The organism is Rhizobium sp. BK491 (assembly GCF_014194925.1).
Classification (GTDB): domain Bacteria; phylum Pseudomonadota; class Alphaproteobacteria; order Rhizobiales; family Rhizobiaceae; genus Rhizobium.
Genome location: NZ_JACIAR010000008.1, coordinates 89,259 through 108,140, shown reverse-complemented (window position 1 = coordinate 108,140; position 18,882 = coordinate 89,259). Strand labels below are relative to the sequence as shown.

The window sequence follows — 18,882 nt, the reverse complement described above, 5'->3', positions numbered from 1 at the left end:
CAAGGCCAGTTGGAAAATGCGCCACGCGGCCACGACATGGGCGCACGAACCCACCCCGCATGTTTGGCCATGCGGAGCGGGGGATTGATTTTCAACGCCAAAAAATGAACCTAGCCGCTGTTAGCCCAAGAAGGCCGCGACCGACTTTACCTCGGTGTAGAGGTCGAGTGCAGGCTTGCCCATTTCCCGGCCCCAGCCCGACTCCTTGTAGCCGCCCCAAGGCATGTTGGCGTCGCTCTGATTGTGGGTGTTGATCCAGACGATACCCGCCTTGATCTTCGCTGCGAGTTTGTGTGCTCGTGCCAAGTCCCTTGTCCAAACGCTGGCGCCAAGACCGTAGTTCGTATTATTGGCCTCGCGAGCGAGCGCATCGATATTATCCGACGTGATCTTCATAGCGCTGATAACCGGGCCAAAGATTTCTTCACGATAAACCGTCATCTCGGGATTGATATTCGTCAGCAAAGTCGGCTTGACGAAGTAGCCCTCCCCTCCAAGCGGGCCACCGGTAACAATATTCGCGCCTTCATCGATGCCCTTCTGAAGCAAGCTAGTTACGCGGCTATACTGCTTCTGCGAGATGATCGGTCCAAGGTTTGTTGAAGCGTCGAGACCATGACCCAGCTTTAGACCTTCTGCGTATCGAGCTACACCTTCGACCACCCGATCAAAGACATCTTCATGTATGTAAAGACGTGACCCAGCCGTGCATGCCTGTCCGCTGTTCAAGAACACGGCCTCTGCTACACCCGGGATAGCTGCTTCGATGTCGGCATCAGGGAAGACGAAGACAGGGCTTTTGCCGCCAAGCTCAAGGCTGACGCGCTTCAGGTTACCGGCAGCAACCCGAACAATGGCCTTGCCGGTCGCTGTGCTGCCCGTAAAGCCGATCTTGTCAATGTCATGGTGATCGACCATGGCCGCACCAATCGAGCCGTCACCAGTGACGATGTTGACAACACCTTCAGGGATGCCAGCTTCAATGCAGATTTCTGCCAGGCGTAGAGCCGACAGCGGAGTGTCTTCCGCAGGCTTGACGATAACCGTGCAGCCGGCTGCAAGGGCGGGCGAAAGCTTCCAGGCTGCCATGAGGAAGGGCACGTTCCATGGAAGAATTTGGCCGACCACACCTACCGGTTCACGGAGGGTATAGGCATGCCAATCGCCAGCCATGTTCACACTGAGCGTTTCGCCACCGACCTTATCAGCCCAACCCGCGAAATAACGGAAGTGATCCGCGGCAAGAGCAATGTAGAAGTTTTTAACGACCCCGAATGGCGACCCTTCATCGAGAACGTCGAGTTCAGCGAGTTCCTGCGAATACTTATCGATGAGCTCGCCTACACGGTAGAGAATTTTCGCCCGCTCTTTCGGCTTCATCGTGCGCCACGGACCGTTTTCAAACGCCTCGCGTGCCGACTTGACGGCCGCGTTGACGTCCTCTTTACCCGCATCGGCAACGTTGGCAATCACCTTCCCCGTAGCTGGGTCGACAACATCGCGGCGCCGACCTTCCTTCGGATCATGGAACTGGCCACCGTAAAACAGCTGGTGGCGGCGCTTCAGAAACGACTTTGTCTCCTGGCTGACGCTAGCGAGTGGGTCGGAAATCTTGAACATGGAGTTCATGACGCAGCCTTTCTATTATCTGGATATTGGGCGTCTCGGGAGAGACGTTAGCCTGATCTATTACTTGAAGAGCGCTTCCAGCTTCTCCGGTGGGAGCAGGGAGGACAGGTCAGCGTCGGGAGGCGCGGTGTCGCTGCACTTTGGCTTTACGCCTTGTGTGCTATCTGCGAACACATAAGGGACTACGCCTAGCGGCTCCTTCGTCTGGATCTTGTTGTGATACGCCAGTGCTTGGCGAAGAGCGAACCGAATATCACCGTTCGAACCGTCAAGCGCGAGGTAGGGCCAAGCCTTTCCGTCCTTCAGCTCACTAAGGTACTTGCAGTTCATCTCATTGTTAGTCGCGATTGCCGCGATTGCGGGCACCTTCACACCGGCCTGTTCGAATGCCTTGATCGTTGCAAGAGACGTCACTCCGAAATCGGAGGCAATTGCGTCGATCTGCGAATACTTTGCGATCAGACCTGCGGCAGCCTTCTGGGCATCAGCCGGATTCCAGTTCGTGGTGATATAATTTTGGTCAAGCAGCTTCAGGTCCGGAAACGCCTTCAACCCTTCTTTGTAGCCCTTTAAGAAGTCGGCCGAAGAAGACGCGCCAGCCGGTCCGCCGAGCATCAGAACGTTGCCCTTGCCGTTGAGCGCTTTCCCGACCCACTCTGCAAATGACTTACCGATGGCGATGGAGTCCTGATAGGGGTTTACCGCGAAATCGACGCCCGGCTTTCCCTTGAGAACGCCGAAGAATGGGACCATCGTTACCCCGGCTTGGAGTGCCGAGCGATAGGCCGGAATCGCGGCGTCTCCGAAATCGGTGAAGGCCAAGATAATATCGAAGCCTTGTGCCGAGTAAGAGTTGATCGCCGAATTGTACGCCTGAGGGTCCCCACCGGCATCAGTGTACTGAATGCCGGTGATATTGGTGCACTTGCCCGCTTCGTCTTTAAGTTCGGCAAGCGTGATTTTGCGCCAAGTGTCGCCACCGTACCCGTCGATCAGCGCGATCCGGATCGGCTTGGTGCCGCACAATGGTTTGATGTCGGCGCCCTGATCGACACGAGCGGACTGAGCGTAGCTTCCGGACGCCGCCGATGCGGCAAGTGCGAAAACGGCTGAGAAAAGTGCCAATTTCGAGGTCATCATGCTCATTAGTGTGCGTTCTCCAGCTGGCGTTCCGCAGACGCTCCTGAAGCTGCGGCACGGATCATGTCAGCAGCCTTCTCGCCGATCATGATGGTCGGGGCGTTGGTGTTCCCGCTCGTAAGGGTGGGCATAACCGAGGCGTCGACGACGCGAAGTCCATCGATACCCCGAACGCGAAGCTTGTCATCCACGACAGCCATCGGGTCCGAACCCATCTTGCAGGTGCCGACAGGGTGATAGACGCTTTCACAACGGGTTTTGATGTATTCGTTGAGGCCCTCGTCACTCGTAACATCGGCACCAGGGGCATACTCAGTGCCTCGGATATCATCGAACGCTTTTTGATTGACGATCTCGCGCGACATGCGAAGCGCATCGCGCATTACACGCAGATCGTCTGGTACTGAGAAGAAATTCGGGTCGAGAGCCGGAAGTTCACGCGGGTTAGACGACTTGGCGAGGACGGTTCCCCGGCTCTGTGGGCGCGAGAGGTTGAAGTATGGCATAAAGCCCTCTTCCCAGATGATCTCACGGCCATGATCGTTGTACATACACATGTTCAGGTGCCACTGAACATCTGGAGCGATGACTTCTGGACGAGTCTTCAAGAACGACATAACCTCGACGCCATGCGCAGCGGCCGCGCCAGCTCCTGTAAGAAAATACTGAGCGACGCCAAGAACCTGGCGGTGGAATTTGAGATACTTGAGAACCGAGAGCGGCTTGGTAATGCGGACCTTGAGGCCGCAACCGACGTGATCTTGGAGGTTCTGGCCGACGCCAGGAAGCGAGTGTTCGGCTTTGACGCCGATTTTCTTGAGGTGCTCGGGATCGCCGATCCCCGAAATCTGGAGGAGATGGGGAGAATTAAATGCCCCACCCGATACAATAACTTCCTTGTCAGCATAAATCGACTTGACTTCGCGGCCTTGAAGATACTCAACGCCAACCGCCCGACCATTCTTAAGAATAATCTTGGAGGCCAGCGCTCTCGTAATTACGGTAAGGTTCTTACGATCTTTGATCGGAGTGATATAGCACCGCGAGACGCTCGATCGGATACCGTCAGCTAGCGTGCCATCACACGGCCCGAATCCTTCCTGATTGCCCGAGTTCAAATCGTCGTTGTACTTGTACCCAGCCTGCTTGCCAGCTTCGAGCCAGGCCTTAGAGATCGGGTTGGAAATAGCGGCACGAGACGTCTTCAGCGGACCGTCGTAACCGTGAACATTGGGGTCGCCACCCCCGCACCAGCCTTCAGCTTTCTTAAAGTACGGAAGAATGCTGTCGTAATCCCAGCCGCGATTGCCAAGTTGCGCCCAACCATCATAGTCCGTGTGATCGCCGCGCGTATAAATCATACCGTTCACCGTCGTACACCCGCCGACGCTCTTGGCGCGAGGAACCAGCATAATGCGGTTGTTCACATGCTTCTGAGGGACTGTATAGTAACCCCAGTCAAGCTGGAGCGTCTGCATAAGGCGAAAATAGCCAGCAGGCATATGAATGAAGGGGCTTTTATCCCAGTCGCCGGCTTCAAGAAGCGTCACTTCAACGGCTGGGTCGGCGGACAGTCGGTTCGCCAGTACCGCACCCGCAGAGCCAGCGCCAACGATGATATAGTCAGTCATTTCAATCCTCCCGAAACGATGCCGATACAGCAGCTTAAGGCCGCAAAAATCGTTCGGCACCTCCCAATGCTTAACGGCGATTATTCATCGCCGAATATTTTTGTCAATAACAAATTTCTCGCGATACCAAGTCAGCGACGATTTAGGGCGCCAATCCTGTCGCCCATGTGAGGATTGAAATTTAATGACAAACTGTCGTAGGCCGCCTATGTCAAACGCTCCCAACAAGCATTAGCGATAGCCGCAGCAATACCGCAGATCGATAAGTTGACGTCAGCAGCATCAGAATGTCGACATCGCTAAGCCTGGGCTAAGCCCCTGCAATCGCCCTACCGTGGTAACTTTTGTTGGCGTCGCTGCCGATGCCGAGTTGATCGCACCGACCCCCCAAGGTCACGCCGAAAAGTGGCTTGGCATCTAACATTGCCAAAGCGCTCCGTTCATATGTAATGTGATAGTGATGGTATGCGACTAGCACCTGAATTATTTTGGACAAGGCAGCTTGTAGAGTCGCAACTGGGAGGACAATGTGGCACGAGACGCACGCGGAATTCAATCCATAGAAGTTGGCGGACGAATTCTCAGTGCCCTGATGCACGCGAGTGGTCCCATGATGCTTAGAGATTTGGCATCAGCGGCCAATCTCGCACCCGCTCAATGTCATGGTTACCTGACGAGTTACAAGAATATCGGCTTGGTCGAGCAGGACAGCAGGTCAGGATTTTACCAGCTTGGCCACTTCGCACTGAGGCTTGGTATCGGCCGCATTCGTGGAGTCGGATTGCTGAATTCTGCGTCCCAAGCCATATATCATCTCTCAGAAGAACTTGGTTTCATGGTGTTGATGGTGGTCTGGGGACCGCACGGTCCGACCATCGTGCAAGTAAGTGAGGGCAGGTCGCCTCTGACTCTGAACATTCGTCAAGGAACGCTCTTTTCGGTGACGGGAACAGCAAGTGGCATCGTCTTTGGCGCGTTCAGCAATCCTGAAGGAATGGACCGAATTGTAGATTCGGAACTGAACGGTCAAACAAGAAGCCATTCTCTCGGAAAAATTCCGCCTCGAAAGACGTATGAACTCGCTGTAAAAAAAGCTCAGGAATACGGCTATTCGGAAACGGTCGGTACGCCAATTCCAGGGATTAATGCTGTTTCAGCTCCGGTCTTCAACCGGCAATCAAAGCTAGAGTTGGTTATCACTCTCATAGGCCGCACGGAAGACATGCCTGTCGACGAGGGATCGGTTGCGGTCACTAAATTGCTCTCCGTTACGACGGGACTGTCTGAAAACACCTCTAGTGTGGGCGAAGCCAACGCTGCCTCCGCTTAATCTATTTGCCTTGACCCGGGGATCAAAGATGAACGTTCGAGTAAATGCTTCAGATAAAAGTGAAGCTAGAGGCATCCAGTCCATTGAGGTCGGTGCAAGACTTCTGAACGTTCTCGTCGAGGAGGAAGAGCCAATGATGCTAAAGGATTTGGCTCGCCTAGCAGGGATCGCTCCCGCCCAGGCTCACGCCTATCTTGTCAGCTACCGGAAACTCGGACTCATCGAACAAGAAGAGGCTGCTGGACGTTATCGTCTCGGTCCCTTCGCTCTAGAACTTGGCATAACTCGCATGCGTACGGTCGACCCCATGAGGATGGCACGGGAAGCCGCCACCGATCTTTCACTAAAAAGCGGTCTGAACGTTGCCCTTGTAGTTTGGGGCTCATTTGGTCCGACAGTCATTCAGGTTCAGGAGAGCGGCAGCCAACTGAACATGAACACGCGCGTTGGAACCGTCTACTCACTGACGGGAACAGCAAGTGGTAGGGCATTCGCAGCATTTATGCCTGAAGGGATGGTGCGCGAAGCTATTCGATCCGAACGCAAAGACGAACCGGGCTCGGGACGTGTTGGAAAGTCGAAGTTTTTGTCACGCTCAGAGATTGAAGCCATACGTACCGCAGGATATGCAACAATTGATGAACCTCCGGTTCCGGGCATCAACGCTTTGTCAGCTCCCGTTTTCGATCACATGGGCCAGATGCAATGCGCCATAACCGCGATCGGATTGGACACGGTTATGAGTAATTCACCTGATAGCGAATATATTCCAATGCTTCTCGAAACTACGCGTCAGCTCTCATTTCAATTGGGATATTCGAGTTCGAAATCGCTGCGAAAGCCATAGAAAGAACGCGTCATGCGGACCCGAAGCTTTCGGATGCGCCCAGGACGGCACCGGCAAAGATCATCAGGCCCGCCTGTAACGCGGATAGTCAATATACCCCTCGACGCCGGTGCCGTAATAGGCTTCTCGCTCCGCTGGAGTTGTCGGCCAGTCATTTGCCAGCCTTTCGACCAAGTCTGGATTGGAAATGAACGGCCGCCCTATGGCGATCAAATCCAGGAGACCGGCGTCCAGCGCTTCCTGTCCCGTCGCTTTGTCAAAGCCACCGGCAGCTATGAGCGTGCCCGCATACATTTTTCGGATCAGTTTTAGGAAATCGGCCGGAATACCAGGCAGACCAGACGTTCCAATGGTGTGCTGGTCACTCAGGTGTAGGTAGGCGAGCGCTCGTTGGTTCAGTTCGCCGATTAGCGCCAACCAAGTCTCTGCTTCCGTATCGTATGGCCTCATGTCGTGAAGTCGGCCGAAAGGTGAGATACGCAACCCGACACGGTGGTCGCCAATGGCGTCGATCGTAGCATCGATGACTTCCAGGGTGAAGCGAAGCCTGTTCTCAATCGATCCACCATATTTGTCTGTTCGATCATTCAGCGCTCCACTAAGGAATTGTTCGAAAATGTAGCCATTCGCGCCATGCAATTCGACACCGTCGAAACCGGCTTCCACTGCATTCAATGCTGCTTGGACAAAATCCTGCACAATACGCGAGACTTCGTCGGTCCCAAGTGCGCGCGGTGCAGAGCACGCCTGTTTACCCGCAACTCCATTTTCATCGTACGCGAACGCGGTGGAATTAGCAGCAACTATAGATGCCGACGAAACGGGTTGCCCCTGTTCCGGCTGGAGTGAGAAATGGGAAATGCGCCCCACATGCCAAAGTTGAGCGAAGATGCGTCCCTTGGCCATATGAACAGCATCGGTGACCAATCGCCACCCGTCTATCTGAGCAGCATCATGGATACCCGGTGTGAACAAATAACCTCGCCCTTCCTGTGATATCTGAGTGCCCTCAGAAATAATCAACCCTGCACTTGCTCGTTGAGCATAGTAGAGGGCCGTCGCCGCATCGGGTATCAAATTTGCCGCGCGCGACCTTGTCATAGGTGCCATTACTATACGGTTCGGAAGGGACATCCCCGATAGGTCGTAGGGTTGAAATAGGCTTGTCATATTTAACTCCTTGGTCCCAAACTAACTGATAGGCTAAATGATTCCCACCTAGGGGCTCACCGTAGCGAAATCAGGCAACGAAGCTATTTGCTGTCGTTCAAATTTCCCAAAGCGGATTCCACCCCAATACATTGCGAAGGCGCTTTCGAGTCAGGCCGCCTTGTGCCGGGAAATCTCACGCTCTGGAATGATCTCGAAAGGTTCAACGACGAACGTCGAAATTTCACCAATAAACTCCTTCGCGTGCATCATTGCCGTTCTTCCCTGGGCCGATTGAAATGCGTGCTCGATGGATGCCTCGTCCTCAAACCAGAGCTCAACGATGCCATCCAAACCTATTGCGTCAGAAATGGTCGCGTCGGAGAACCGATCCGCCTGCCAATCAATAACGAGGTTCTGACGGTAGCCTAATAAACCGGGAAGGCGTTTAACAAGCGGCGTGTGATGGTTGAACCACTGATCTTGAAATTCCTCTGCGGTGATCCCCGACCTGCGCTTTAGCAAAGACATTCGCTTCACCCTATTGGCGGACCTTTCGACTGGAAGGATAGTGTTTTGCAGGGCCGTAACCACGATTAGGTCCTTCAGGAAGTTGTCTTCATCAGCCATCAGCTTCTGGAGAGTGTCCGTGTCTATGCTCCGCCGCATCGCGGCAAGCGTTGGAAAGAACAACTGGGACATACCGTCAAGTTCAAGGCTGCCGCGGTCATAATCAATGCCCTTTTGCGAACGGTCAGTGATTATATTTTGTACATATGCTTCGAGGGTCTTGAGTGAATTTTTCACGAGAGTGCCGTGCTTCCCGCGCCAATAGCTCTTGAACTCCTGTACGCTGAGTTCCGGCTTACGGCGAAAAAGTCCCATGCGAACAATCATAACTTCCTCCAAGATGGCGTCGCCAAATTATAAACATGAAGTTCGATTTATACAAAGGCGTATGTAATTACCAAATAAATTGGTTGCGTTCAATCGGAGTAATGGGCTAAAACTCTATCGGAACGACGAGGGAAATTTTGGCGCTTCTAAGTGACTCGGAAACGTTCCGCGTCCAGCAACGAGAGGATGGAAAATGGGTATGCAAAACCACGAGATCATAGGCGTTGCGAATGGGACTACAATCGGCCAGGCGCTCAAACAGGCGCGTGAGAACGTTGGATACAGTGTCGATGATCTCGCTGTGACATGCGGCCTTACGACCCTTGAAATCGATCAGATTGAGTCCGGCGTGGAGACTGACGAACTTAAAGTCCGTCGGATCAGCATAGCTCTAAGTGTCGACTGGACGAACTTCGTCTGACTCCTTATTTATCGATCGCTCTGCTGGGCCTCATTTCAACAATGCAGCCTTCCATCAACGTCGCGCCCAACGAATTGGAGAGTGCGAGGTCTTCCGGTCGGATACCATAAGTTCTGCATGCCTCGCGTTCGGCGAATTCACCTCCGAAGAGGTTCATCTCGGCCGAGCCGATAAATCCCGCCACGAAGGGATTTGCCAGGTGGTTGTAGAGCGTCATCCGTGAGCCGATCTGTTCGATCTTGCCGTTATTCAGCACGACGATCTTGTCAGCCATGGTCATCGCCTCGACCAGTCATGCGTGATATAGATCATCGTCCCTCCGAGCCTGGCGTGCACAACGGTATCATCGGGGCTTCCCCTCTGGTCATCGTGGCAATCGCAATTTCGGCGACCGCCGCACGACGGTGCTCCTCGGCCTACGACCGGATCCTTGCGGGAACGCCTCTGCTCTCCACGATTCAACAAAGTGCCCTTCCTCCCGTCAGGCCGGATGCTGCTGGACACTAAGACCGCCATCGACCGTCAGGCAGGTGGCATTGATGAATGGACACTCGTCGGAGATCATGAACACAGCCGCCATCGCGATTTCCTGTGGCATGGCGATCCGTCCACCCGGGTGCAGCTTCATCGTCTCCGCCTTGGCCGCCTCCGGATCGGCAAAACCGTTCCAGTAATCGATGACCTTCTGCGTCGCGACATAGCCCGGCGCCAGCGCATTCACGCGAACATTCTTGGACGCGTATTCGAGGCCGAGGGATTTGGTCATTCCGAGAAGCGCGTGCTTGGCGAGCGGATAGGGAAAGGTATGCGGGATAATGGTGAAGGCATGGGTCGAAGCGATGTTCAGGATAGCACCGCCGCCCTCTCCGATCAGTCCTGGCAGGATGGCCTTCGAGCAGTTCCAGGCACCCTTCAGATTGATATCGAAGCAGCGATTCCATTCCTCGTCGCTGGTTTCCAGCGGCTCGGCAAAGACGTTGACCCCGGCATTGTTGACCAGTGCGTTGATCCGCCCAATCTCACGTTCGGCTTGAGCAACTGCTTCGCTGATCGCCCTCGCGTCGGTGATGTCAGCCGTCATATGACCGACAATCGCGCCTTGTGCCTGAAGCCTTCTGGCCACGGCGGCAAGTAGATCGCCATCCATGTCGATAAGAAAAACGGCAGCCGCTTCGCGAACAAAAGCCTCGGCGATTGCCAGCCCGATGCCCTGTGCCGCACCGGTAATGAACGCGCGCTTGCCCTTCAGTCTAACCATGCTCACCACTCCGCCAAACTTCCGTCTTCATGACGCCAAACGGGATTGCGCCAGCGATGCCCTTCAGTAGCTCGTTGCTTGACGTAAACCTCGTCCACCTCGACCCCAAGACCGGGACCTTGAGGGATTGCCACAAAACCATCGGCATATTTGAAGACCTCCTTATTGGAGATATAGTCCAGGATGTCACTGCTTTCGTTGTAATGAATGCCGAGGCTCTGTTCTTGAATGAACGCATTATAGCTGACAGCATCGATTTGGAGGCAAGCGGCGAGCGCAATCGGACCAAGAGGACAATGGGGAGCGAGAGCGACGTCATACGCTTCCGCCATGCTTGCAATCTTCCGGCACTCGGTTAGGCCGCCCGCGTGGCTGAGGTCCGGTTGTATGATGTCCACATATCCATCGGCCAGCACCGACTTGAACTCCCACCTGGAATATAAGCGCTCCCCGAGCGCGATCGGGGTCGAAGAATGGTTCGCGATCTCCTTCAGCGCTTCCCGGTTTTCGGAAAGCACAGGCTCCTCGATGAACATCAGTTTGAATGCTTCAAGCTCCTTTGCCAAAACCTTCGCCATCGGCCGATGCACTCGACCATGAAAATCGGTGCCGATCCCGATGTGCGGACCGACGGCTTCCCGGACAGCGGCGACATTCGCGAGGATCGCATCGATCTTCGCGTGGGAATCGACGATCTGAAGCTCTTCGGCTCCGTTCATCTTGACGGCTTTGAAGCCTTTGGCAACAACGTCTTTCGCATTCGCTGCTACATCGGACGGGCGGTCGCCGCCGATCCAGCTATAGACCTTGATGCGGTCACGAACTTGGCCGCCAAGTAGCGAGTGAACAGGCTGGCCAAGTGCTTTGCCCTTGATGTCCCAAAGCGCCTGGTCGATCCCTGAGAGAGCGGACATGTGGATGGCGCCGCCTCGGTAGAAACCGCCGCGATACATCACAGTCCAATGGTCTTCGATAAGAAAAGGGTCTTTGCCGACCAAATAATCAGCGAGTTCATGGACCGCAGCTTCCACCGTCAGCGCCCTACCCTCCACGACCGGCTCGCCCCAGCCGACCACTCCCTCGTCCGTCTCGACTTTCAGAAACAGCCAGCGCGGCGGAACGATGTAGGTCGTTAGCTTGGTGATCTTCATGGGACACATCCTTTATGCGAGAATGAGATCAGCGGCTTTGCTCGCTGCAGCCATGACGGCGGCGTTGGTATTGCCGCTGACGATTGTCGGCATGAGCGACGCGTCGACGACGCGCAGCCCTCGCGTCCCGCGAACACGAAGGCTTGTATCGAGGACGGCCTCCGGATCGCTGTCGCGCCCCAGCTTACAGGTACCGACCGGATGGTAGCCCGTCTTCACCGTGCGCTTGCAATGCGCGGCGATAGCCTCATCGCCGGTGACGTCAGCGCCGGGAAATATCTCCTTGTCGATGAGCTCACATAATGGCGATGCTTCGAGGACCGTGCGTGCGAAGCGGAAGCCCGCCATCGTCAGTCGAAGGTCATCCGGGTGCCCGAAAATCTGCGTGTCGACGATCGGGTTTTCGAAAGGATCTTTCGATGCCAACGTTACTGAGCCTCTCGCCTTGGGACGAAGCAGGAGTGAATTGATGGTTACGCCATCGCCGGGTTCGGTGCCCATGACATCACGGTCCAGATAGACCGTGGGCACGCAGAACATCTGGATCGTCGGACGGTCGTTGTTTCCGTCCGGATCGTAGAATGCGCATGTCTCCACGCCCGTGGTCGATACCGGTCCGGATTCGAAGGCGAGGTACTGCAAGCCTGCCTTGATCATCGGCCAGCCACGATCGGCGCCGTAGTAGCCATATGAGCCCTTGGTGGTGGCGACCACTGGGCACTCATAGTGATCCTGGAGGTTCTTCCCAACGCCAGCGACGACGACCCTCTTCGCGATATCATGCTTGGTCAGCTCATCTTCCGGACCGATACCGGAGATCATCAGCAGCTTTGGGGTTTGATACGCCCCTGCTGCGAGAATGACTTCGCCAGCGTTAGCTGTCTTTCGATTGCCGTTTTGAACGTAGGCGACACCGACGGCGCGATCGCCCTCCATATTGATGGCGGCGACGGTTGCCCCGGTCTCGACCGTCAGGAGCGGATTGTTCATGACTGGAGCGAGAAACGCGTCAACGGCACTAGAGCGTCGTCTGGTTTTCCAGTCGATGGTATGCTGCATGAAGCCGACACCGAACTGTCGAGCCCCGTTGAAATCGGGGTTGTACGGAATTCCCATTTCTTGCAATGTTTTCACAAAAGTCCGTGTCATAGGACTCGTGTGACCGAGATGTGAGATCTTTAGCGGTCCGCCGACGCCGTGGAATTCGCCAGCTAGATGGTCATTGTCCTCTTGGGCTTTAAAATGAGGCAGGAGGTCTGCATAGGACCACGCTGGATCGTTTAAACCTTCCGAGGTCGCGATCTCATTCCAGAGATCGAAGTCCGCCGCCTGCCCGCGCATGTAGACCATTGCATTGACGGTACTGCCGCCGCCAAGAACCTTGCCTTGAGGCACGATCGGCCCTCTTCCGTTTAGCTGGGGCTGCGGTTTGGTCTGGTGCATTGCCAGATAGGTGTCCTTCGCCAGGAACTTCATGTATCCGGCTGGGAAGCTCATGATCGGATTGGCTTTGGCAGGCCCACGCTCCAGCAAGAGCACCCTCGCCTTGCCCCCCGTGACGAGCTTGGCCGCGACGACGCAGGCTGAACTTCCTCCGCCGACGATGATGTAGTCGTACCGGTCTTTCGCAGACATTCTGAACTCCAGTTTATAGGGTGCTGGGGCGCATTCTAATGCTGCCGGATAGAGACTGACCTGGGGCCAGGACTTTGAGGTCGCCAAGATCGGGCAAGTTATGACCATTGGCGAGATGGGTCATCGGCTCGAAGCAGAAGTAATCCCGCTGGAAATCTGGGTCGAAGGTTGTGTCAGACACGAAAACGAAAGCATGCTTGAATACTGGGTCAGCGGTGAGCTGCAATTGTGTCTGTCTCTCCGGCCAGCTGATGACCGCCTCTCCCGACCAATCCTGAAAGCCATTATTTACCCATCGGTCAGGAAGACCGATAGGCTCACCGAAGTTCAGGTCCGGAGGTATCTCTTGCGCTTCGCCCGGCAGCCAACCTTCCACTTCCGTCCAGAATTTCCGTGCCGGCGCAAATAGGGTTGTTGCCGGCGTCACCGGGAAATACGGGTGCCAACCAAGCCCAAACGGAAGCGGCTCTTCCCCTGTGTTTTCGACAGTCAGGCGAAGCTCCACTCCGCCGTCAACCAGGCGAAAGTGCTGGTCGGCCCGGTAGATGTAAGGTGTGTGGCCACCTTTGTGGGCGAAGCTCATCTCGAGCTCGTCCTCGGACCAATTTGACACTGTCCACCTTGAATCCCAGCCCTCTCCGTGCAGGTAGTGAGGATCCCATAAGGTGTTGGCTGTGAACCGGTACGTTTTCCCGCCGAATTCAAACTCGTTGCCGCGGACACGGTTGCCGAAGGGTACGAGTGGATAGCAGCTAGAACCGAGAGCATCGACGTCGTCGTTGGCAGACGGTCGCAGTAGAGGAACCGGCTGACCGTGTGCGTTCCAGGAAAAGGCCAAGATCACACCGCCCCGGGTCGAGACACGGAGCATAAGATCTTTCTTTTCGAGCGTGATGATCGCCATGTCGTCAGCCTCGATTGCGTGACATGCTGCGCTTGATCGCCTGGATGTTGGCGAGCACTGCGATCACGATGATCAGGCCTCTTACGACTTGCTGGAAGAACGGGTTGATACCGAGCAGCACCAGGCCATTTCCAATGAGCGTGATGACAAGAACGCCGAGAAGTGTTCCCAGCATCGATCCCCGTCCGCCGGACAACGACGTGCCGCCCACGACAACGGCGGCGATGACGTCGAATTCGAGGCCCGTGGCAGCGGTGGCATTACCTGAACCGAGGCGCGAGACTAGCAAAATGCCTGAGATCGCAGCCATAGCTCCGGCAATCGCGAAGAGAGATACGCGGATCTTGGAGACGCTGATGCCGCTCAGAAAAGCTGCATGCGAATTACCGCCGATCGCAAACACCGACCGCCCGAAGGCCGTCTTGCGACTGATGAAGGTGAACACCACGAAGAAAACGAGCATGACGATCGCCGCAGGGGGGATTCCGAGGAACGAGCGGTCGAGGGCATCCAGGACGTCGTTGCGACCGATCGACACCGGCAGCGCGTCGGTAACGAACAGAGCAGTGCCGCGTAGAGCACTCCAAAGCCCGAGTGTGGCAACAAAAGACGGCACGTCACAGTAAGCTCTGAGTACACCGGCAATGGATCCCAGAAGAGCGCCGACGACAATTGCCAGGGCAAAGGCTATGGGCGTTGGCAATCCCCACTGGAGGAAGAAAGCAAGAATGACTGAAATGAAAGCGACCATCGGTCCGACGCTAACGTCGATCTCACCGGCAATGATGATGAGCGTTGCGGCCCACGCGGCAATACCAATGGTAGCCGCATCCCGAAGAATATTGATCTGGTTGTTAAAGGACAGGAAGCCATTCGCGGTCGATGTGAAAACAACGTAGAGCACGATGATAGCAACAAAAAGGCTCAGCTCGTTCATGTGCTGTGTGAATGAAAACCGGGACCGGGTCCCTGCAGTGGATGCTGGCTTAGCAGCGTGATCGAGCGACATCTGCTGTCTCCCTCAGTGACCGGCGATGCAGGCTGCCATCAAGGCGTCCTGATCGATGTTTGGTGATTTGAATTCTTCGTGGAGGGTGCCGTCGCGGAGAACGAGAACCCTGTCACAGACAAGCGGCAGCTCCTCGATCTCGCTTGATACGAAGATGATGCTACGCCCTTCCGCGGCAAGCTGGCGAATAATTGCGTAGATCTGTGCCTTGGCTTCGACGTCGACGCCGCGCGTCGGTTCGTCGAGCAGGAGAACGCGGCTGTTTGCATAGACCCACCGGCCAATGACAACTTTTTGCTGATTGCCACCCGACAGGGTGCCGATCGGGGTGCTCGTCTCAGCTGTTTTGATATGCAAGCGCTGCACAATCTTGCGCGTCGCATCCGCCATCATTTTCGACGACAGGATGCCGCGCTTGCTCACGCCGGCAAAGTTGGTCGAAAGCGTGTTTTCGTCCACCCCAAGAAGTGGAACAATGCCCTCTTCCTTTCGGCTTTCAGGCGTGTAGCCAAAACCCCTGGAAATCATCTGCTTGTACGCGCCCGGCTTAACTGCACGTCCATCGACCTGGACTTCGCCAAGATCTGGCGTGCGTACGCCCATAATGGCCTGAAGCAGTTCCGTGCGCCCTGAGCCAAGGAGGCCGGCGATACCAAGAACCTCCCCTGCCTTCAACTGAAAGGAAACGGAATTGAGCTTCGGAGCCAGAGCCACCTCGCGAACCTCCAGGACCGTCTTATCCCGCGTTCGGTTTTCGAGTGTCGCCGCCTTCGACCCTTCCACTCCGAGCATTAGTCGGACAATCTCCCGGGTGTCGGCACCCTTCACGTCGACAGTATCGATAATGCGGCCGTCTCGCATGATCGTCGCAGAATGGGCAATCTGGCGGATCTCGTTCATTCGGTGGCTAACATAGATAACCGCGATGCCCTCGGAAGCGATGCGCGTCACGGCGGCCATTACCCTCTCGGCCTCGGCGGCAGCCAACGAGCTGGTCGGTTCATCAAGGATCACAAGCTTGGGCTTGCCAAGGAGGACGCGGGCGATCTCCAGGAGCTGCCGCTCGGCTGGGCTAAGGCTCGCCACCAGTGCATTGGGAGCGCGATCAAGACCGAGACGCCCCATGGCTGCGGATGCCTCGGCTTCCATCTGTGAATAATGGAGAACACCGTTTTTTCGAGGCCAGCGGCCCAGGAAAAGGTTTTCAGCCAGCGTCATGCCCGGGACGAGGCTGAGTTCTTGGTAGACAACGCGGACGCCTTTCTGGAAGGCATCCTGTGCGCGGCTGGAGCCGGAATGCCGCAACTCCTCGCCATCGATCTTAACGGTACCGCTATCGGGGATTTCCGCGCCTGTCAGGAGCCGGATCAACGTCGACTTCCCCGCGCCGTTCTTACCGAGAAGTGCCCTCACCTCGCCGGCCGCGACTTTAAAGGTCGCGTTGTCAAGAGCAAGAACCCCCGGGTACTGGCGAGTGCAGCCTTCAACGAACGCGACCGACCATGACGGAAGCTCTCCTGCACGCAATATTTGTGTCATTCTTTTTCCACCTTCGAAAAGATGCCGCCGGTTTCCCGGCGGCCTCGGTTTTCGTCATCGGGAGGAGACGTCACGGAATGCCGTCAGCATGTGCTTTAAGCCATGCCTTGCCGTCATCGGAAGATTTGTAGAGGTCAATGTCGTAAGCCACCTTAATACCTTTAGGTGGCTGGCCGTCGATAGACTTGATCGCCTGCGCGAGAGCAAGCCTTCCAAGACCCTGACCGGAGATGTCGACGACAGCCTTGATAACGCTGAAGTCAGCCAGCTCCTGCGCGATTTCGGTCGTCATATCGCCACCGAACACGACAACTTTCCCGGTCTTGCCTTGGCTCTTGACCGCACGAGCAGCACCGAGTGTCGCGCCTCCGGCCTCGCCGAAGAACGCGTTGATCTCAGGGTTGGAGGTCAGCATCGTGGCAGCGACCGAAACGGCCTTGTCGAGCGTCGCGCCCTCCTGGTTCGCAACGATGTGAGCGCCGGGCACCTTTGCCTTCAGTGCTTCCTCGAAGCCCTTACGACGCGTGACGCAGACTTCAACAAACTCGCAGTTCAACACACCGATCTTCGGCGCGTCGATTTTTGCCGCGACGAAGTAGTCTGCCGCGGCGTCACCGAGCTTGTGGCCGAAATCATAGGGGTCGCCGACGGCGTATGCGGAAATGTATTCCTTCATGTCAGCGTCGTTAAGACATGTGTTGTAGCAGACGACCGGAATGCCTGCGTCATGTGCACGGCGGATTGCACGCGAAGACCCGTCGGCTGACACCGGCGAGACGATGATTGCCTGGACGCCGGATGAAATCAACGTATCGATAAAGGAGGATTCCTTGCTGGCGTCGCCCTGTGCGTTCGTCTCCACAACATCGAGTTTGCGGCCCGCATCGGACGCGCCATCTTGGATGCCCTTGCGAACGCCAGCGTAAAAACCTTGGGCGTCCATGTAGATGGCGCCGACCTTGAGGTCTTTATCCTGAGCAAATGTTGGCGTGACGAACGTTGTACTGAATGTACTCAACGCAATAATAGCTGCATATTTGATGAGCTTCATTGCTCCCTCCTCCCATTAACCGTTGATTTCGAAGACGCGAGATATCGCATCCAGCTACCAAAAGCATATGCACTGTCATATCAATGTCAATATAAATACGATTTATTTTCCCATAAATGTGTTTTTGCTGGAGTTCGTGCTAAAAAGTGGACATACATATCTCCTGACAACAATCGGAAATTTATTTAGAGCACAGACAGAACGGCTTGATTGGGGACTTCGGAGGACTGATGAGAAGCGAACGGAGACTGTCCGAAAGCAGTGACGAAATTGCCGGACGCGGCAAACGGACCGTTCGCGAGGCGCTGCTTTCGAAGTTCGTCGAGCAGATCGTGTCTGGTGAAATCCCCGAGGGATCCACACTTCCGAACGAAGCAGATTTGACAGATAAATTCGGTGTCAGTCGCACCAGTCTGCGCGAAACAATGCAGTACCTGGCTGCCCTTGGCATGATAAGATCACGCACGAGAGCAGGAACGGTCGTATTGTCGCGAGAGAATTGGAATTATCTGGATCCGCTCGTCTTGGACGTAATGTTGTCAGTCGGCGGCGACGAGAATTTCTACTCATCGCTGATTGACGCGAGACAGTTATTGGAGCCGGCCGCTGCTGCGCACGCGGCGACAAAAGCGACTGCCAAACAACTCGCGCGTATCGCTCAAGCCTATGAAGACATGGTCGAGGCCAATGCCCGGGATAATGAAGAATGGAGCCGCGCCGATCTGGACTTTCATACAGCGATTATCAATGCGAGCGGCAACTGGGTCTACCGGCAATTCGGAAGTGCAATCCGAGCAGCGCTCCTAGCCAGCTTCCGCCTTACCAATCGAGCGAGCCAATCGCACGAACAAGCGCTGGAGAAACATCATGCGGTGCTCGATGCAATCCGCCTGAGAAATCCCGAAGCGGCTCGCGCTGCGATGGAAGCCCTGATCGGGGTGGCAAGAATTGAGATCACGGACGCACTAAAGCACCGGACATTGAAGCTATAGACGCTTCGCTTTTCTGATAATTATGGCCGCTGCGAACACTGTAATTTTTGAGTTATTCGCAAGGGCGATCATTCTGACTCGTTCTTTCGATCCAAACCAGCCAAGTGACGAAGCGATGGTCCATAAATGCTTAGCCGTCGTCTCCAGCGCTTGTTGACCGGCTCGCATGTCTGCCGCAGAAGATTTCTTCACGCATATTTCCCGCATCGGCACTCGCTACGATGATTGAAGGACATGTCCGTTCCAGGGTCCCCTTGCGCCTAAGCGCTGTCGGCCTCAGCCTCGCACTTACAAAAGGT

The 18,882-nt window shown here is 55.5% G+C and carries 17 protein-coding genes and 1 pseudogene; 4 read left to right on the top strand and 14 right to left on the bottom strand.

The annotated features are described in order from the left end of the window. Positions 1-120: 120 nt before the first annotated feature. From FHX05_RS25875 to FHX05_RS25865, 3 genes are read right to left on the bottom strand one after another with little or no spacing between them, the layout of a single operon-like run. Entirely contained in the window at positions 121-1,629 is a 1,509-nt protein-coding gene (locus FHX05_RS25875) for an aldehyde dehydrogenase family protein (RefSeq protein ID WP_246699102.1), read from the bottom strand. Between the two features lie 60 nt (positions 1,630-1,689). Next, positions 1,690-2,775, bottom strand: coding sequence for a substrate-binding domain-containing protein (locus FHX05_RS25870; protein ID WP_183715295.1), 1,086 nt, complete (start codon positions 2,773-2,775; stop codon positions 1,690-1,692). Further along, complete coding sequence (locus FHX05_RS25865) at positions 2,775-4,400, bottom strand: choline dehydrogenase (protein ID WP_183715293.1); 1,626 nt, start codon at positions 4,398-4,400, stop codon at positions 2,775-2,777. Before FHX05_RS25865 ends, FHX05_RS25870 begins: the two co-directional genes overlap by 1 nt. Before the next feature lie 529 nt (positions 4,401-4,929). Between FHX05_RS25865 and FHX05_RS25860 the strand changes: the two genes are divergently transcribed. Together FHX05_RS25860 and FHX05_RS25855 are read left to right on the top strand one after the other, a co-directional pair. Further along, positions 4,930-5,730 (top strand): helix-turn-helix domain-containing protein, encoded by an 801-nt coding sequence (locus FHX05_RS25860; protein WP_183715291.1) that lies wholly within the window; start codon positions 4,930-4,932, stop codon positions 5,728-5,730. A 28-nt stretch (positions 5,731-5,758) separates the two neighbouring features. After that, entirely contained in the window at positions 5,759-6,577 is an 819-nt protein-coding gene (locus FHX05_RS25855) for an IclR family transcriptional regulator (protein ID WP_183715289.1), read from the top strand. 63 nt (positions 6,578-6,640) lie between these two features. Here the strand turns inward: FHX05_RS25855 and FHX05_RS25850 are convergent, their stop codons facing one another. Both FHX05_RS25850 and FHX05_RS25845 read right to left on the bottom strand, forming a co-directional pair. Then, positions 6,641-7,747, bottom strand: coding sequence for an alkene reductase (locus FHX05_RS25850; RefSeq protein ID WP_183715287.1), 1,107 nt, complete (start codon positions 7,745-7,747; stop codon positions 6,641-6,643). 150 nt (positions 7,748-7,897) lie between these two features. After that, positions 7,898-8,623: an EthD domain-containing protein gene (locus FHX05_RS25845; RefSeq protein WP_183715286.1), complete on the bottom strand. Its 726-nt coding sequence runs from the start codon at positions 8,621-8,623 to the stop codon at positions 7,898-7,900. Positions 8,624-8,816: 193 nt separating this feature from the next. Here FHX05_RS25845 and FHX05_RS25840 point away from each other — a divergent pair, with 193 nt between their 5' ends. Continuing rightward, entirely contained in the window at positions 8,817-9,044 is a 228-nt protein-coding gene (locus FHX05_RS25840) for a helix-turn-helix domain-containing protein (protein ID WP_183715284.1), read from the top strand. Positions 9,045-9,120: 76 nt separating this feature from the next. Here the strand turns inward: FHX05_RS25840 and FHX05_RS25835 are convergent. From FHX05_RS25835 to FHX05_RS25800, 8 genes and pseudogenes are all read right to left on the bottom strand, one after another. Continuing rightward, positions 9,121-9,380 (bottom strand): annotated as a pseudogene (locus FHX05_RS25835) (sugar ABC transporter ATP-binding protein); the annotation flags it as partial. 145 nt (positions 9,381-9,525) lie between these two features. Further along, entirely contained in the window at positions 9,526-10,302 is a 777-nt protein-coding gene (locus tag FHX05_RS25830) for an SDR family oxidoreductase (protein WP_183715282.1), read from the bottom strand. A 2-nt stretch (positions 10,303-10,304) separates the two neighbouring features. Next, positions 10,305-11,453: a galactonate dehydratase gene (gene dgoD, locus FHX05_RS25825; RefSeq protein ID WP_183715281.1), complete on the bottom strand. Its 1,149-nt coding sequence runs from the start codon at positions 11,451-11,453 to the stop codon at positions 10,305-10,307. Between the two features lie 12 nt (positions 11,454-11,465). After that, entirely contained in the window at positions 11,466-13,088 is a 1,623-nt protein-coding gene (locus tag FHX05_RS25820; RefSeq protein WP_183715279.1) for a GMC family oxidoreductase N-terminal domain-containing protein, read from the bottom strand. Positions 13,089-13,101: 13 nt separating this feature from the next. Beyond that, a complete protein-coding gene (locus tag FHX05_RS25815) occupies positions 13,102-13,992 on the bottom strand; it encodes an aldose 1-epimerase (RefSeq protein WP_183715277.1) in 891 nt (296 codons plus the stop codon). Positions 13,993-13,996: 4 nt separating this feature from the next. Further along, complete coding sequence (locus tag FHX05_RS25810; protein WP_183715275.1) at positions 13,997-15,001, bottom strand: ABC transporter permease; 1,005 nt, start codon at positions 14,999-15,001, stop codon at positions 13,997-13,999. 12 nt (positions 15,002-15,013) lie between these two features. Continuing rightward, complete coding sequence (locus FHX05_RS25805) at positions 15,014-16,540, bottom strand: sugar ABC transporter ATP-binding protein (RefSeq protein WP_183715273.1); 1,527 nt, start codon at positions 16,538-16,540, stop codon at positions 15,014-15,016. 70 nt (positions 16,541-16,610) lie between these two features. Continuing rightward, positions 16,611-17,591, bottom strand: coding sequence for a substrate-binding domain-containing protein (locus FHX05_RS25800; RefSeq protein WP_183875424.1), 981 nt, complete (start codon positions 17,589-17,591; stop codon positions 16,611-16,613). 230 nt (positions 17,592-17,821) lie between these two features. On the opposite strand from FHX05_RS25800, the gene FHX05_RS25795 reads away from it, so the two are divergent. Then, positions 17,822-18,583, top strand: coding sequence for a FadR/GntR family transcriptional regulator (locus FHX05_RS25795; protein ID WP_183715269.1), 762 nt, complete (start codon positions 17,822-17,824; stop codon positions 18,581-18,583). Here the strand turns inward: FHX05_RS25795 and FHX05_RS25790 are convergent. After that, complete coding sequence (locus FHX05_RS25790) at positions 18,578-18,775, bottom strand: hypothetical protein (RefSeq protein ID WP_183715267.1); 198 nt, start codon at positions 18,773-18,775, stop codon at positions 18,578-18,580. The genes FHX05_RS25795 and FHX05_RS25790 overlap by 6 nt on opposite strands. Positions 18,776-18,882 lie beyond the last annotated feature (107 nt).